The sequence below is a fragment of the Extibacter sp. GGCC_0201 genome (assembly GCF_017566055.1).
Lineage (GTDB): Bacteria > Bacillota > Clostridia > Lachnospirales > Lachnospiraceae > Extibacter.
Map to the genome: position 1 here is coordinate 47,784 of NZ_JABFCH010000018.1, position 15,924 is coordinate 63,707.

A 15,924-nucleotide genomic window follows, 5' to 3' on the forward strand; every position below is an offset into this window, starting at 1 on the left:
CAAATTCAACGCAGACTTGCAAAAACAGGGAAAATGCGTTATATTAGTCCCATATAATCTATTTTGAAAAAGGAGTGAACTTATCATTGGACTCGAGTGACGTCATACAGCTTATCATACTGGTTGTTCTACTGGGATTGTCTGCATTTTTCTCATCCGCGGAGACATCTCTTACGACGGCCAACAAGATTCGAATCCGCAGCCTGGCCGAAGACGGCAATAAACGGGCTAAAACATTATTAAAAATAACAGATGATTCAGGAAAGATGCTGAGCGCCATACTTATCGGCAACAATATCGTCAACTTATCAGCCGCCTCCCTTACCACAAGCCTTGCATACAGCTTCGGGGGCTCTATGGTGGCGATTGCCAGTGGTATCCTGACCGTATTGATACTTCTCTTCGGGGAGATAACGCCGAAGACGATGGCAACTATACACGCTGAGAAAATGGCACTTATCTATGCGCCTGTCATCAGCCTGTTCATGAAGATCATGACACCTGTCATCTTCCTTATCAATGGTTTGTCTATGGGCGTGCTCCTTCTTCTGCGCGTAGACCCCAATGCGAAAAACGATATCATGACCGAGACAGAGCTCCGTACCATCGTAGATGTCAGCCACGAGGACGGTGTCATTGAATCCGACGAACGCGAGATGATATATAACGTATTCGACCTGGGTGATGCCAAAGCCAAGGACGTCATGGTCCCTCGCGTCCACGTAACGTTTGCTGATGTGGAAAGCACCTACGTGGAGCTGCTTGAGATATTTCGGGAGGACAAGTTCACCAGACTGCCGGTCTTCGAGGAGACTACAGACAACGTCATCGGTACCATCAACATGAAAGACCTTCTTCTCTATGACAACACGAAGGAGTTCCATATACGCGATATACTGCGCGAAGCGTACTTTACCTATGAATATAAAAATATCTCGGAGCTGCTGGTAGAGATGCGGCAGGCATCTTTCAACATTGCCATCGTATTAGATGAATATGGCGAAACAGCCGGACTTATTACTTTAGAAGATATATTAGAAGAGATTGTCGGAGAAATCCATGACGAATATGATGAAAATGAAGAGGATTTTATCCAGGAAATCGGGGAACGGGAATTTATCGTGGAAGGTTCCACCAACCTGGACGATCTGAACGACCGCCTCGACCTGAACTTTGAATCAGAAGATTACGACTCTGTCGGCGGCTTCATCATCGAGCGGCTGGACCGGCTCCCTGAAGCAGGTGATACGATTACGACAGAACAAGGGATACGTATGGTAGTAGAGACGCTGGATAAGAACCGGATCGAGACCGTGCATCTATATCTGCCGGAAGCAGAAGCAGATGATGATACAGATGATTGACGAGGATAATAAGGACGCTGGAATCTGCATTCCAGCGTCCATTTATTTGTCCTCCTGCGCCTCTTCCACTTCTTCTCCCGCCAGATGGAGTATCGCTTCAATCTGTGCCTCTGTCATGTCAAGCTGCTGCGCCACTTCGTCAACAGATACTTTCCTTCCCATATCCTCGCTCATGTGTCGGATCGTCTCATCCAGCTCGGCAACCTGATCCACCATCTTTTTGTCCTGCCGCTTCGTCTCTGTCTGGGATTCTATGAACGCACGTATGCCAGCACGTACTTCTTCCAACACCGTATCCTCGTCGTCGGCTCCCGCTTCACAGCGGCCAAGCGCCGCCATAAGGCTGATATTCCCTTCCTGGACCATATCGCCGATAAATACCTCTTTCTGGTGCATCTTAAGCGCCGTATCTACGACAAGAGGCAGATAATAGGCGATGCGCGCTTCCTCCGCATTCCCGCTCTTCATGCCCTCTATGTCCTTCATGTATTCCGCAAGATAGTCCTGCTCTTCACTGTCCAGGTCTGCCGCCTCTTCCTCTGCCTCGATGATTTTGCCCGGCTGCTTCTTATACCCGATTACAGATACTTTCTGTGAAAGCAGATAGTCACAGACGAGCTCTGTCTGTTCCCGGGAAAGGCTGTCCTCTTCAAAGAACTGCTCTATCTCTTCCATCGTAAGCCGGTTCCCCTGCCCGGCGGCAAGCTCCTGGATGCTGCTCAGTTTGCTCCTGAATTCCAATCTGTCTGCCATATAGTATGTCCTCCACCTTCCGGCTTATGTCCTCAAGCCCCCCGAGGCATCAGGGGGACGCGCCGTTTTACAACATATATTATCACACTCCGAATAAAAATTCCATTGTAAATCATGATGGAAAGTGATACGATTACGTGGATAAAATGAATGGAATCGGCTTCTGCCGTTAAGAAGGAGAATATGGTCATGTCAATAACGAAAGGTATTCTTAAGATAAATGGAGCAAGACCGGAAGGCTGCAACCCCCTTCCTCTCTTCAGAGACCGCCGGAAACATAAATCCCCTAAAAGCAATGGGACGATGCTTCCGGAGGAGCTGGCACATTTCGGGTATGAATCAGCGTTCCGCGTTCTTCCCTACAAGATGCAGGACCGGTATACGAGAGTGAAGGATGAGCTGTCGCTTTCTACTGTCGTATTGGAGAACGAACATCTGCGCGCTGAGTTTCTTCCTGAATTTGGAGGCCGCCTCTATTCCCTGCAGGAGAAACCGTCCGGCCGGGAGCTGCTCTATCGCAATCCCGTCATGCAGCCGGCCAATCTCGCCATCCGGGATGCCTGGTTTTCTGGAGGGATCGAATGGAATATTGCGCAGCTGGGGCACACGTTTACTACCTGTGACGACGTGTTTTTTGCCAGTGTCGGAACGGGCAGCATCCGTGACGGCAAAGAGGAAGAATTTCTCCGCATGTACGACTATGAGAGGACGAGAGGACTTGCCTGGCAGATTGATTTCCATCTGCCACAGGGGGCTCGCAGCCTCACCGCCCATGTCACCATTCTAAATGACCAGGATCACAGCGTGCCCATGTACTGGTGGACGAACATTGCCGTTCCTGAGAAGGCGGGCAGCCGTGTGTTTTCCGGCACGGAAGACGTCCTGTACATAGAACCCCAGTCTCAGGCGGAAGGTTCAGAACACTGCTTCGGACGCGGACGGCTTCCCCATCTTCCCGTACTGCCCGGAAAGGATGCCTCCTATTCCCTGTGCTTTGACTACTCCAGCGAATACTTTTTCCAGAATCCCATGTCCGACCCGGCTCCATGGGAGGCTGTCTCTTACACGGACGGTTCGGTATTCTGTGAACGCTCCACACAGCCGCTTCGCATCCGCAAGATGTTCTGCTGGGGCAGCCATAGCGGCGGACGCAACTGGTGCGGTTACCTGTCTGTTCCGGGACAGGGCGACTATATCGAGATCCAGGCCGGGCTTGCGCCGACACAGCTGCACGGCATGGATATGGATGCCAGGAGCCGCATGGAGTTCACCCAGATATTCGGTACCGCGGCCGTACAGCCGGGAGAGGGGAACCTGGACTCCTACAGCCAAGCGCGTTCACTCGTGCATCAGGCTGTGGAGCGGTCTATCCCCGCTTCGGAAGTCGCCCGGATGGACGCCCGCTGCCGAAGCCTTGCTGCCCTTCCCTGCAAGACGGTGCTGCACTGCGGACACGGGTGGGGCGCGCTGGAGGACAGACGGCGGCGCCTGGAGCATAAGTCTCCTCTGCCGTCCTGCCTGTCCTTCCCGGAAGAAAGCCTGGGTGCAGAGCAGGAGCTATGGCTCAGACTGATGGAAGGCCGCACGCTGCCTGAAACAGACGAGGTTCATCTTCCTGCTTCGTGGATGACAGACGTCAATTATATACCGTATCTCGAACGTTACCTGGCCAGCCACCCGGACAGCATTACCGGGCGGCTCCTCCTCGGCGTATGCCTGTATGAGAATGGCAGCTACGATGATGCCGTCTCCTTATGGGAAGAATGCCTGCTCCAGAAGCCTCTCCCGATCCTGCACCGCAATCTTGCCTACGCGGCGAATCAGGAAGGGAACCTCAGGAAGGCGGTCCGGCACATGGAGCAGATTCCCTTCGATACATATCTGGATGCGGACCACGCCTACCTTCAGGAATACTTCCAGCTCCTCTCCAAAGACAGACAGTGGGACACGATAGACAGCCTGTACCGCAGGCTGCCCGTACATCTGAAGGAGGAGGAGCGTATATACCTGCTCGAATGCGAAGCCGCCCTCCATTTGGAAAATTGGGCCTTCCTCGAAGAAGCTTTCCAAAAAGAATACGCTTCCATCCGGGAAGGAGAGACGAAGATAACCGATATCTGGTTCGCATACGCCAGAGCACATCACATCGATTCCAGCAAGCTCCCTAAAAATCTGGACTTAAGAATGTTCTGACGAATAGGGACAGGGTAAAATGAATTGGGGACGGAGGTTTTTTAAAAAACCTCCGTCCCCAATTCATTTTACCCTGTCCCTATACCCGGTTTCTCATCAGAAATATTATGCCGCCGAACAGCCCGAAGATTATTCCGACATAAATGGCGGCGCACATGATGCTTGTCGCATACACCCACACTGATGCGCCTGACGCTATACAGAAGACCATGCCTGTTATAAGGGCCGCGGCGGACCAGCATATAATATTGACCGCAAGAAATACACCTGTCGCGGAGTCGTTTTGAAATACTCTATTTATCAGTTCCCACAATCTTTTCATCACAATACCTCCTCACTAAATTCGTTCTCATCTCTTTGCTGTCTTTATTATAATTTAGTATTGTTAAGGGAACCCGTGGACTGGTGATAAATCTACGTTAAATGTCAGCTGATGATCAAGGTCTGATAGCCGTCCATCTTCAGTCTTCTTTCCATATCGACCGCATCGCTTAAATTGTCATATCCTCCTACCTGGACGCTTAAGTACGGACCCGAATCATCGATAAATGCGGGGTAATCCTGCTCCAGCAGCTCATTGCGCAGTCGTTCCGCATAGTTCCAGTTCCTGAACAGGCCGACTTGTACTCTGTAATAGTTCTCCTGGATGACCCCCGCTGAGTTGAGGGCGTCAAGAAAGCCTGAGGCGATCGCCTGTGCGATGGCATCAAAATTATTGTCAAAGAGCATATTATCTGTATCGGAATTGATAAATCCGGCCTCCACCAGTACCGCCGGCATCTTTGTTCTTCTCAGCACGACCAAGTTCGGCCTTGCCTTCACGCCTAGATTTACAAATCCCACCGCCTCCAGCTGGTCATTGATGTCCTGGGCCACCTGGTATTTGAGCCCTGACAAGTCATATACAAGACTTTCCACCCCTGATACCTGATTATCCGTCGGGAAAGAATTCCTGTGGATGGACAAGAAGAAATCTACCCCCGCATTATTTGCTTTCGTCGCTTTCTCAAATGGTGTCTCATATACATCTGTCGTCCTCGTGTAGGACACATCTATTCCATTGTCCTGCAATATCTCACCCACTGCCAGGGCAAGACGTAACGTATCGTCCTTTTCCTGTCTGCCGTTGTAGACAGCGCCTGGATCACGGCCGCCGTGGCCCGCATCCACCATGACTGAATATGGCATAAAAAATCCCCTTTCACAACATTCTATAATAGGATATGCAGGGACAAGGCAGTTGGGAACCTCTGGTATTTAACAATAGACAAGGCAGTATGACGTGATTTTCATTCATACTGCCTTGTCTATTCAAGGATGTTACATAAAATCAGTTCAGTGCCGTAAGATCCGACTTTTCATATCGGTTATGCCCCTTTATCCCTTTCTTATAATTCCAGCATGCGATGGCTTCCTCCAGCGATTTTCCTTTATTGTCTTCAAAAAAATCCCGTATATAGGTATTGTACTCGAACTGTCTGTCAATGACCGTCTTCCCCTGCTTCTTCTCTTTTACAATCCTATGATAGGCATCTATGGCATCTCCATACGATTTGCCCGCATTGCTCTTCAGCCATTTCTGAAATGCAACATTGAACGAGAACCCTTTGCCGATTCTTTCTTTAAAAAATGCCCGGTGCCTCTCCGTACATACAAAATCAGGTTCTATTATCGAATCTTCGGTCATAACTTTCGTATTCGCCGCAGCCTTTCTCGTCGTCCTCGCCGCCTGCACTTTACCCGTATCAAGAAAACAAGAGATTCTTTCTGCTATCTCCATCTTCCCGCCCGATACCGGCAGGCCGTTCCTTCTGCAGAAGTCAACGAGTTCTTCTTTTAGATAATAATAGCTCTTAAATGTTTTACTGTCTAAGCTTTGATTCAAAGCAGGTCTATCACTCATCTGACCCTCCATTCCTTTGTCTTTTCGATATCATTATGGCTGCTCCAGAACATATAACGCGCAACATCGGGATCACTTTCCCAACATTCATAGACGTCGCGGGCATCCTCTTTACAAAACGGCCTTAGCAGCAGTCTGTCAGTCTCTAATACCGGTGTGTTCATCTCATTCTCCCCTCAATTCAAGATTAGGCGCACCCAATGAAATCTATCTTCTTCTCATCTTACTGCGTCAGCCAGTTTATACTATTGTACCAAGCTGACGGCGCTTCGGCTAGTCCTAGTTATGAATTTTCCTCTGCTTTTTCATTATGAATACCCCCGTTCTAAGACAGTCGTTCATTAATATCTCTTAACCTTCCATACATCTGCCGGTACAGCTCATAACGCTCCTCATATATTCTTACTGCCTCTGCTTCCGGCTCCACCACAGTTCCTGGCCGTACCATCTGGCCTGCCGCATCCTTAAGAGAACGATAAAGGCCGAGCACCACCGCTCCAAGAACAGCGCCACCTAAAGCGCCGGTATCTGCACACGCCGAACAATACAGCTCTCTTCCCAGGATACTGGATCTGATTTGCATCCAAAGAGATGATCTGCTTCCGCCGCCGCTTACAACAACCTTATTGACGGGAATCCCGGCATGACGGATGCTGTCAAGAATGACCCTGCACTCGAATGCGGTCCCTTCAAGTATCGCCTTGTAGATTTCTTCCCTGCCTGTGGCCATCGTAATCCCGATTACTGCCGCCTTTGCCTTTTCATCCATGTGCCCCGCCGTTGCTCCGGCAAAATGTGGCACTACAAGCAGATTAGACGGATGATGGCCCTGCTGCCCGTTCAGGCCGGCAAGGGTTTGCTCCTTTGGTTCCTCAGACCCTCCGAAAAAATTGTCAAGAAACCAGTTTACACCTGCCCCGGCTGCATTATGCCACGCGACGGTATTATATAGATGCGGCCGGACAAAAGGTTCACAGGAGATGAGATTCTCACGGATACTTCTGCTGTCTATTCTGCCGCCGAGCACCGTTGTTATCCCTTCTGTCGTTCCGACTGTATTCGAGCAGATTCCCGGCTTTATCGCACCTGCACCGATAGCATTAAATATGTGGTCGTGGCTTCCCACCAGAACCGGTATATCATAAAAGATGCCAAGCTCCTCTTTTATCTCCTTCCTGAGAGATCCAGCCACCGTACCGCCCGGAACCGGATGGGACAGAAGATCCTTACTCATCTGTACCGCATTAAGGATTTCATCTGACCACCGTTTTTTTCTAATGTCAAAAGCCATCGTCCTTGACGCCATGGAATAGTCTATGACGGCCTCCCCTGTCAGGACAAAGCCTATATAGTCAGTAAAGCACATATATTTCCATACTTTTCTGTGTATCTCCGGATAGTGCGCCCGGATATAAAGCATCTTGTTCAAAGAATATATGTAGCTTAGGTTCAGCCCTGTTATCTCTGTGAGCTGTTCCTCTCCAAACCGGCAGGCCACTTCTTCAAGCTCTTCACTCCCCCTGGAATCAGATCCAATGATACTGTTCATCAAAGCGCCTCCGTCAGCACCTACCGGGACGACCGCCTCCCCCAGGGAGGCAACCGTAATCAGCCTGATCTCCTCTGCCGGGGATGTATGCAGCACCTCCGCCACCGCCTGAAGCGTCTCTTCCTTCACCTGGACAGGAGAGAGTTCCCGCTTCCTCTCTTCTAATCCATAGGTCCGAAGCGGCCGGTAGGCCCTGGCGCACATATTTCCTTTTTCATCTATAATAGTTGCCTTAATGCCGGATGTTCCGATATCAATTCCTAAAAACATGACCGCTCCTCTTATGTATGCGATGCATTTTTAAATGCGTTCAGTACCTCCACCGTTCTCTCGTATATAATCTCCATGGCCTGATTGGCCAGATTGCAGAAGTTTACCGGATTTTTCGATTCCTGTATCGTCTTCATAAGATATGGGGCAGGCGCCGTATCAATCGCGGTAAAATAATTGATTTTTTTTATTCCCGCTGATATAGCCGCCTGAATCTGGTCAAACGGGGTCCCTGAACCGCCGTGCATACCGAGATGCACATCCCCCGCCAGGCTCTTAATCTTTTTAATCCGTTCTATATCCAGATTCGGCTCCCCTGCGTATACGCCATGGACCGTTCCAAAGGATGTCGTCAGCACATCGCAGCCCGACCTCTCACAGAATACCTCCGCCTCTTTCGGGTCGGTAAAATATACGCTTAAATCTGACAGGTCGCTCGTCTCCTGTCCATGTACATCACTTGGCATGTTATTGGGCATGGCGCCAAGCTCTGCTTCCACTCCTATTCCAAGGGGCTTCACGATATCTACGAACCTCCTGACCTCCTCGATATTTTTCTCCAGCGGAAATCTGGAACAGTCATACATAATCGAAGTGCAGCCAAGCCTTACCGCTTTCATGCAGTGGTTGAAATCAAAACCGTGATCCACATGGACAGAGATTGCCGCTGTTGATTTCCTTGCATAATCCAGCATTAACGGTACCGCAACCTCTATTGGGACAACGCTTTCCTCTGTCTGCGCGTGGTTTATCGTCACCGGCATTCCTGTATCCTCTGCCGCCTCGATTACAGCCCTTAATGAGATTTGATTCGGGGTATTAATCGATGCGATTGCAAAATTATTTTTCTCCGCCTCCTGTAACATTTCCTGTAAACTTACTAACATTGTTTCTTCCTCCTTATGTATTCTCGTATTTTGCCGCTTATCTTTGCTTTCTCTGCTTTACCATGTCCATGGAAACTGCCGCCAGTACCACAAGGCCCTGTACGATCAATTGCCAGAATGAATTGACATTCATCAGGTTCAACCCATTTTTGAGGACTCCTATAATCAGGACGCCAATCATGGCACTTACCACGCTGCCGGAACCGCCCATCAGGCTGACTCCTCCGAGTGCGCTGGCCGCCACTGCATCCATCTCCCAGCCGACAGCGACGGCGGGCTGTCCCGAATACATCCTGGCCGCCATGACAATCCCGGCCCATGCCGCCAGAAAGCCAGACAGCGTATGCACGGTAAACTGCACGACTTTGATATTGATTCCAGAAAACCTGGCTGCTTCCATATTTCCGCCCACGGCATACACATATCTCCCCATCCTCGTCTTATTCAGGAACAGCCATATCAAGATAACCCATGCTACCGCATAGATGACCGGGAGCGGAATAATGCCAAGCCTCCCAGTCCCCAGGTTGGTAAATGCTTTCTCCGTGCACCGGATGGGTTCCGCATTTGTCATCAGGTAAGCAATCCCTCTGGCAATATTGAGCATGGCCATCGTCGCGATGAATGCCGGTACTCTTACCATGGACACGAAGAAGCCATTGAATGCACCACATGCGGCTCCCGCAAGAAGTCCCAGCATGATTGCGGCAGGTATGGGCACATGATAGTGGGCAATCATGCCTGCTGCTACCGTCCCCCCCAGTGCAAACACCGAACCTACGGATATATCTATGCCGCCTATGATGATACACATCATGACCCCTAATGTCAGAAAGACATTATTGGTCATCTGACGGAGCAGGCTCATCAGGTTGCTCTGCGTCAAAAAGGAATCGGACATGAATGTCAAAAACAGACATAATATGACAAGACCGCTGATTATTGCAACATTCTCCTTAAGAAACGACTTGTTTCCCGCTGTCACTCTTCTTTCTCTATTTTCTGCCTTCATCAGTTCTTCCCTCCAATGCGTATGATAATATTCTCTCCTGTGAAAATTCTTCCCTGCTGACAGTCCCCGTGAGCCTGCCTTCACTCATCACGCAGATCCTGTCACTCATCCCCATTACTTCCGGCATCTCAGACGAAACCATGATGATGGACATCCCTTTCTTCGTCAGCTCATTCATAATGGAGTATATCTCGGCCTTCGCGCCCACATCGATTCCCCTTGTAGGTTCATCCAGAATAAGCACATCCGGCTTGACCGCCAGCCATTTCGTAATGACGATCTTCTGCTGGTTGCCTCCGCTTAAGTTGCCTGCCCTCTGGCTGTAGGACGGTGTCTTGATTCCCAGCAGCTTCTGATACGTATCCAGCATGTCTTTTTCTTTTTTCCTGTTTACCCGTACCCCTTTGATAAATTCCTTCAGGACGGTAATCGTCATATTAAAGCCGACCGTATTTTTCAGTATCAGCCCCTGGAGCTTCCTATCCTCCGGTACAAGCGCAATTCCGGCTTTCATCGCAGACAGAGGGTCATTGATATTCACCCGTTCCCCTTTTACATAGATGTTGCCGCCTTGTAACCTCGTGATACCAAAGAGAGCCTGCATCAGCTCCGTTCTTCCTGCACCGACCAGCCCTGCGAATCCCAGTATCTCTCCTTTATGTAGTTCAAAATTTATATCATGAAGTGTTCCTTCCTGCTCAAGATGCTCTGCCTTCAAGACTACTTCGCCCTTCTCAAATGAATCCCGTACATAATAGTTGTCCAGCGTCCTGCCTACCATGAGGGAAATCAGCTCTTCACTGTCCGTGTCTTTTGTAACTACAGTTTTTATCAGCTCCCCGTCCCGCATAATCGTGATGCGGTCCGTTATCTCAAATAATTCTTCCAGCTTATGGGAAATAAATATAATCGCAGTACCCTTTTTTCTGAGGTTTCTCACAATCTCGAACAGCATCTGGATCTCATTGTCAGAAAGAGAAGATGTAGGCTCATCCATCACGATAATCTTTGACCGCTGTCTTACAGCCTTTACAATTTCTACAATCTGCTGCTGGGCAACGCTAAGGGTAGAAACCTTTGCATCGGCGTCGATGTCCACCCCCATCTCTTCCAGCGCCTGCTGTGCATCTTTTCTTGATCTTTTACGGTCAATGTAGCCATATTTATCTGGGGCCTCATCCAAAAACATATTATCTGCAACCGTCATCTGTGGGACGAGCAAAAGCTCCTGGTGGATAATGCTGATCCCATGCTCTTTTGCATCCCTGACCGAGTTCATCGCCACCTTGTGCCCGTCAATATAGATGTCTCCCTCCTCAGGGTGGTAGATCCCGCCAAGGACTTTTATCAGTGTGGATTTGCCGGCTCCGTTTTCGCCGAGCAATGCATGTACCTCGCCTTTTCTGACCTCCAGACCTACGTTTTTCAATGCATATACACCGGGAAACTTCTTATGGATATTAATCATCTGCAACGCTAATTCACTCAACAACGCTCACCTACTCCCTGCTTTTTTGCATAAATAGAACACAAATTTATCTCTTTTATGATGCAAAAAGCCGCCAGCACTATGCTGACGGCAATTATCTGCACTATCTTACTGCCACCCATCTGTCCCGTAATCTTTCACATTCTCTTTTGTGATTAAGAAAGTATCTACTTTGATTTCTTTATCTACTTTCTCTCCCGCCATGATCTTATTGGCCGCTTCCACACACTGCTTGCCAATATTAATCGGAGACTGTGCCCCGGTACCAGCCATGCCGCCTTCTTCTATAGATTTCTTGGCATCGGGTGAACCGTCACATCCAAATACTGCGATCTGGTCAGTGAGGCCCGCTGACTCTACTGCCGAATATGCGCCTAAGGCGGAAGGGTCATTGATACAGAAGAATCCAATCAAATCCGAATTAGCCTGGATGATGTTCTCTGCAATGGGCAGCGATTCTGCCGTATCGCCTTTTCCATTCTGCTGTGAAACAATCTCAAATTTGTCTTTGGCATCTCCGAGACCCTTCATAAACCCTTCTACACGCTGCACACAAGCTGCTGCATATGGCGCATCCAGTATCGCGATCTTGCCGCCGTCCGGATATCTTTCTGCCATAGCCTCGCCGACCACCTGTCCCGCGTATTCATTGTTAGAGACCAGGATGGTATCTACTTTATCTTTATCTGTAACATCCGTATCAAAGTTGACAACCGGAATATCGGCATCCTTCAACATGTCAAGCGCCGGTGCAATGCCTTCCGAATCCACCGGGCATAAGAACAAGACTTCAATGCCCTGGTTGATCATGTCCTCGATCTGCTGTATCTGCGTAGCGATATCCTGCTTTGTGTCAAGCGTAATCAGCTCGTCACCGTTTGCTTCTACTTCTTTACGGATGGAACCTTCGATTGTGGTAAAGAACGGATTGTTCATAGTCATACATGTAAAACCGTACTTATGTCCTCCGCCCTTGTCTTCACTGTCTTCAGCTGCTCCACTTTTGGCGTCCTCTTTCGGACTTTCCTCTTTGCTGCCACATGCCGTCAGTGCCATGCTCATGACCATTACCGCTGACAGCAGCGCAACCATGATTCGTTTCTTCATAGCCGTTTCCTCCTTAAAATAGATTGTTTGTCTTAAAGTGTATTCTCTGCCCGGTACCAGGCAAATTACCTTTTTCATATTGTATAAAAAGTCCTTGACGTCACATCTTCTCTTCTTCTACTGCTTCTATCGACGTATTGATATATTTATCCGACATTTCCTTGTCCTTCAGATACAGCAGTATATACAGGCAGTCCAGCATGATCATCTGAGTTACCGTCGCGCAGGACGGCTCATAGCCAAAATTAAGATTTTCATTGTTCACAGTCTTCAGGACGATGTCTGCAAATTGTTCCAGTGGAGTATTGTCATAACTTGTGACTGCTATTGTAACGGCACCCTTTTTTCTTGCCCGCTCCATATTAGCCACAACCATTCTTGACCGTCCGTATGTGCTGATTCCAATTACAACATCCTCTTTATCTGCCAATGATGAAGCGATCGCGCCGTCATGTGCATCCGTATAAAGGCATGGGCTCAAGCCAAGCCTGCTGAGTCTCTGGCGAAGGCTTTTAGCAGTAACCTGGGAACGGCCCTGGGCAAATATCATAATTCGCCTTGCATCTGCAATTGCTTCTACGGCATGTACGATCTTATCCGTATCCAGAATGCTGAGCGTGTCCGTTATCGTCTGGATGTTCATGGAGAACACCTTGTTGCAGATTGTAGACACATCGTCATCCTCCTGGATGCTCCCATAACTGAGCGCAGACTGTTCTTTTTTTGTATTTACCTTGGCCATCTGAAGCACAAAAGCCTGGTAATTCTGAAACCCTATCTCTTTTACGAACCTTGTAATAGTAGCTTCACTGACCCCGCTTTCCTTTGCAAGCTGATGAATCTGTATGCCGTCGAGCTTCTTATAATTTTCCAATATATATTTGGCAAGCTTGTTCATGGCCGGACTCATATGATGCATATTACGTTTAATATTGATAAGAATTTCTGGTGTTGCGGTATTACTAAGTTTTTTCATTCATCCTCCTGGTATAGAAATAATTTTTATGAATACTATATTTATGTTTTATATTTTCATGAAAACTATTTTCAACATAATAATATCAATGATTATCTTTTTTGTCAACAACTATTATTTCTTTTTTATCAGCAAGGACTTTTTATACAATATTCACAAATAACCTATTTTATATTTATGCACCTCCTTTGAAATACCCTACATTGACATGCCTGTCTCCTTGAATTTCCTTGAAAATCATTTTCAGAGAGAAACACCTTACTGTTATTATAAATTCAAATCAGCTCAGTGCAATTAAATATTTCTATTTATTGTATTTTTTTACTCATTTTCTTTTTGATGATGGAAATGAAATAGGCTGCAGACAAATATTGTCTACAGCCGTTTCATACATTTGACAGATATTAAATATAATTTCTTACTATATCACTTTATAACCTCTGAATCTCTACCTTGTCATATATCCTCTCCATGTCTTCCACATCAAAGATTCCGGTCTCTTCCTGAAGAGCCGCAGCCGCGGAGATGGCGCTCGCTTTCCGAAGCGTCTCTTCCATGCCGCAGCCTTCCTCCAGCCCGAGGGCAAATCCGGCAATCATGGAGTCGCCGCAGCCCACCGTATTGACCGTGTCAAGCTTCGGTACCACGGCACGGTAGATGCCTTCGCCACACACGACGAGAGAGCCGTCGGCACCAAGGGAAACTGCCACATTCTCTACGCCGGCTTCATGGATGGCCCGTGCCGCCTCTATGATATCGTCCAACCTGCCGCAGTCCTTCCCTGTGAGCATACGTATCTCATCGATGTTTGGCTTGATGAGGGCCGGTCCCGCCTCTATCCCCTGCTTAAGAAGTGCACCGCTCGTATCCAGTATGACCTTTCTGCCTGCCTCTTTGGCAATAGCGACAAGACGCTGGTAAGCCGTGCCGTCAAGCCCCCGCGGGACACTTCCGGAGACAGCCACTACGTCTGCACGTACGGCAAGCTCACGGTATTGTTCTATAAACCGCTCAAAATCTGCTTCTCCTACGGACAAGCCTGGTTCCAGAAGTTCCGTCTGGATGCAGTTCTTCCCGTCCCAGATGTTCACGCAGGAACGGCTTTCCTCGTCCACATGGCAGAACGCACAGGTTACGCCAAAATCCCCGAGCGCCTCCTCGATATACTTGCCTGCGTGGCCGCCAACAAAACCGGTGGCAGTCGTATCTCCTCCTGCGATCCGGATGACCCTGGACACATTCAGCCCTTTTCCCCCAGGCGTATACTGGCAATGCTTCAGCCGGTTGACTTCACCTACCTTAAATTCTTCCAGCACATACCGCTTATCAATTGACGCATTCAATGTAACTGTCAGTATCATGGCAACCTCCTAATCTTCGTTGACGAGCAGCACTTTTCCTTTGACGAGCCCCGGTGTATGAAACATCTGAAATGCCTCCTGCGCCTGTTGCATAGGCATCTTCTTGTAGATGAAGCCCGGATCGAACTTCAGCTGCCCTGTCGCAAAATAATGTGCGGTCAGCTCCCACTCTCTCCCTGGGAACGGGGCGCTGTAAGACATCCAGGAACCTGTCAGCTTGAACTCTTTCCGGTTCATGTTCTCCCACATCGCGGGCGTAAATGTCAGGTCGGCGTGAGGCGTCCCGATAAAGCAGACATGTGCCTTGTTGGCTGCCAGCTCAAACGCCATCTGCATCGTCGGTACCTGCCCTGCGGTCTCGAATACATAGCTGTAACCCTTGCCGCCGGTAATATCCATCGCTTTTTCCATATAGCCCTCGTCGGCTGTATTTATGGCCGTGTCAGCGCCGAGCTTCTTCGCAAGGTTCAGACGTTCTTTGCTTATGTCAAACACGACGACTTTCTTAGAGCCGAATATCTTCGCCCACTGCATCGTAAACATGCCGATCGTCCCGCCGCCAAGCACAGCTACGTATCCGCCGCCCTTATAATCATTCTGGAACACTCCGTGGAGCGCGACGGTAGACGGTTCAAACATCGCCCCCTGCTCATAGGAGACGGACTTGTCAAATACGACCGCATTCTGTTCCGGGATGACGACGTAATCTGCATTGCTGCCCTGCTGCCTGGAACCGATAAAGCTGTACTTCTTGCAGAGAGAGAAGTTGCCGTTCTGGCAGTCGTCGCATTTCATACACGGCAGCAGAGGCGCGCCTGATACTCTGTCTCCGACCTTTACCCTAGTGACCCCTTCTCCGGTCTCCACGACATCTCCGGAGAACTCATGTCCCAGGACAATCGGATAAAAATGCACTCCATCGTGAAGCACCCTTGGAATATCAGAACCGCATATGCCGGAGGCTTTTACCTTCACCTTTACCATCCCCGGCTCTGCCTTCGGCTCCTCATAGTCCAGATACCGTACATCCTCATTTGCACATACAACCGCTGCTTTCATC

15 protein-coding genes are annotated in these 15,924 nt (G+C 48.9%); 2 read left to right on the forward strand and 13 right to left on the reverse strand.

Going from position 1 to position 15,924, the window contains the following annotated elements:
- Positions 1-86: 86 nt before the first annotated feature.
- Positions 87-1,364 carry an HlyC/CorC family transporter gene (locus tag HJV72_RS12655; protein ID WP_066580023.1) on the forward strand — a complete coding sequence of 426 codons (1,278 nt, stop codon included), beginning with the start codon at positions 87-89 and terminating at the stop codon, positions 1,362-1,364.
- Between the two features lie 42 nt (positions 1,365-1,406).
- On the opposite strand, the gene HJV72_RS12660 is transcribed toward HJV72_RS12655, so the two are convergent.
- Positions 1,407-2,117, reverse strand: coding sequence for an RNA polymerase sigma factor region1.1 domain-containing protein (locus HJV72_RS12660; RefSeq protein ID WP_208071428.1), 711 nt, complete (start codon positions 2,115-2,117; stop codon positions 1,407-1,409).
- A 189-nt stretch (positions 2,118-2,306) separates the two neighbouring features.
- Between HJV72_RS12660 and HJV72_RS12665 the strand changes: the two genes are divergently transcribed.
- On the forward strand, positions 2,307-4,310 hold the full coding sequence (locus tag HJV72_RS12665) for a DUF5107 domain-containing protein (protein ID WP_208071429.1): 2,004 nt from the start codon (positions 2,307-2,309) through the stop codon (positions 4,308-4,310).
- 79 nt (positions 4,311-4,389) lie between these two features.
- Here HJV72_RS12665 and HJV72_RS12670 read toward each other — a convergent pair whose 3' ends face one another.
- From HJV72_RS12670 to HJV72_RS12725, 12 genes are all read right to left on the reverse strand, one after another.
- Positions 4,390-4,632, reverse strand: a complete 243-nt coding sequence (locus tag HJV72_RS12670; RefSeq protein ID WP_066580028.1) for a hypothetical protein — start codon at positions 4,630-4,632, stop codon at positions 4,390-4,392.
- A gap of 104 nt (positions 4,633-4,736) precedes the next feature.
- Positions 4,737-5,498, reverse strand: coding sequence for an N-acetylmuramoyl-L-alanine amidase (locus tag HJV72_RS12675; RefSeq protein ID WP_208071430.1), 762 nt, complete (start codon positions 5,496-5,498; stop codon positions 4,737-4,739).
- A 142-nt stretch (positions 5,499-5,640) separates the two neighbouring features.
- The gene (locus HJV72_RS12680; protein ID WP_208071431.1) at positions 5,641-6,213 is read right to left on the reverse strand and encodes a DUF6434 domain-containing protein; all 573 of its coding nucleotides are present in this window, start codon (positions 6,211-6,213) and stop codon (positions 5,641-5,643) included.
- The gene (locus HJV72_RS20515) at positions 6,210-6,377 is read right to left on the reverse strand and encodes a GNAT family N-acetyltransferase (RefSeq protein ID WP_208071432.1); all 168 of its coding nucleotides are present in this window, start codon (positions 6,375-6,377) and stop codon (positions 6,210-6,212) included. Before HJV72_RS20515 ends, HJV72_RS12680 begins: the two co-directional genes overlap by 4 nt.
- A gap of 161 nt (positions 6,378-6,538) precedes the next feature.
- The gene (locus HJV72_RS12690; RefSeq protein WP_208071433.1) at positions 6,539-8,032 is read right to left on the reverse strand and encodes an FGGY-family carbohydrate kinase; all 1,494 of its coding nucleotides are present in this window, start codon (positions 8,030-8,032) and stop codon (positions 6,539-6,541) included.
- Positions 8,033-8,043: 11 nt separating this feature from the next.
- A complete protein-coding gene (locus tag HJV72_RS12695) occupies positions 8,044-8,919 on the reverse strand; it encodes a class II fructose-bisphosphate aldolase (protein ID WP_208071434.1) in 876 nt (291 codons plus the stop codon).
- Positions 8,920-8,956: 37 nt separating this feature from the next.
- Complete coding sequence (locus tag HJV72_RS12700; RefSeq protein ID WP_117772288.1) at positions 8,957-9,931, reverse strand: ABC transporter permease; 975 nt, start codon at positions 9,929-9,931, stop codon at positions 8,957-8,959.
- The gene (locus tag HJV72_RS12705) at positions 9,915-11,423 is read right to left on the reverse strand and encodes a sugar ABC transporter ATP-binding protein (RefSeq protein WP_442899300.1); all 1,509 of its coding nucleotides are present in this window, start codon (positions 11,421-11,423) and stop codon (positions 9,915-9,917) included. The genes HJV72_RS12700 and HJV72_RS12705 overlap by 17 nt, the downstream gene beginning before the upstream one ends.
- Before the next feature lie 105 nt (positions 11,424-11,528).
- Entirely contained in the window at positions 11,529-12,527 is a 999-nt protein-coding gene (locus HJV72_RS12710) for a sugar ABC transporter substrate-binding protein (protein WP_066580042.1), read from the reverse strand.
- Between the two features lie 100 nt (positions 12,528-12,627).
- Entirely contained in the window at positions 12,628-13,503 is an 876-nt protein-coding gene (locus tag HJV72_RS12715; RefSeq protein ID WP_066580043.1) for a MurR/RpiR family transcriptional regulator, read from the reverse strand.
- A 431-nt stretch (positions 13,504-13,934) separates the two neighbouring features.
- On the reverse strand, positions 13,935-14,864 hold the full coding sequence (gene pfkB / locus HJV72_RS12720; protein ID WP_066580045.1) for a 1-phosphofructokinase: 930 nt from the start codon (positions 14,862-14,864) through the stop codon (positions 13,935-13,937).
- 9 nt (positions 14,865-14,873) lie between these two features.
- On the reverse strand, positions 14,874-15,923 hold the full coding sequence (locus HJV72_RS12725; RefSeq protein ID WP_208071436.1) for a galactitol-1-phosphate 5-dehydrogenase: 1,050 nt from the start codon (positions 15,921-15,923) through the stop codon (positions 14,874-14,876).
- Between the last annotated feature and the right edge of the window lies 1 nt (position 15,924).

Excerpts from the sequence above, each read along its gene's own strand:
- HJV72_RS12660 (WP_208071428.1), bottom strand. The coding sequence starts at position 2,117 with ATGGCAGACAGATTGGAATTCAGGAGCAAACTGAGCAGCATCCAGGAG.
- HJV72_RS12665 (WP_208071429.1), top strand. The coding sequence starts at position 2,307 with ATGTCAATAACGAAAGGTATTCTTAAGATAAATGGAGCAAGACCGGAA.
- HJV72_RS12670 (WP_066580028.1), bottom strand. The coding sequence starts at position 4,632 with ATGAAAAGATTGTGGGAACTGATAAATAGAGTATTTCAAAACGACTCC.
- HJV72_RS12675 (WP_208071430.1), bottom strand. The coding sequence starts at position 5,498 with ATGCCATATTCAGTCATGGTGGATGCGGGCCACGGCGGCCGTGATCCA.
- HJV72_RS12680 (WP_208071431.1), bottom strand. The coding sequence starts at position 6,213 with ATGAGTGATAGACCTGCTTTGAATCAAAGCTTAGACAGTAAAACATTT.
- HJV72_RS20515 (WP_208071432.1), bottom strand. The coding sequence starts at position 6,377 with ATGAACACACCGGTATTAGAGACTGACAGACTGCTGCTAAGGCCGTTT.
- HJV72_RS12690 (WP_208071433.1), bottom strand. The coding sequence starts at position 8,032 with ATGTTTTTAGGAATTGATATCGGAACATCCGGCATTAAGGCAACTATT.
- HJV72_RS12695 (WP_208071434.1), bottom strand. The coding sequence starts at position 8,919 with ATGTTAGTAAGTTTACAGGAAATGTTACAGGAGGCGGAGAAAAATAAT.
- HJV72_RS12700 (WP_117772288.1), bottom strand. The coding sequence starts at position 9,931 with ATGAAGGCAGAAAATAGAGAAAGAAGAGTGACAGCGGGAAACAAGTCG.
- HJV72_RS12710 (WP_066580042.1), bottom strand. The coding sequence starts at position 12,527 with ATGAAGAAACGAATCATGGTTGCGCTGCTGTCAGCGGTAATGGTCATG.
- HJV72_RS12715 (WP_066580043.1), bottom strand. The coding sequence starts at position 13,503 with ATGAAAAAACTTAGTAATACCGCAACACCAGAAATTCTTATCAATATT.
- pfkB (WP_066580045.1), bottom strand. The coding sequence starts at position 14,864 with ATGATACTGACAGTTACATTGAATGCGTCAATTGATAAGCGGTATGTG.
- HJV72_RS12725 (WP_208071436.1), bottom strand. The coding sequence starts at position 15,923 with ATGAAAGCAGCGGTTGTATGTGCAAATGAGGATGTACGGTATCTGGAC.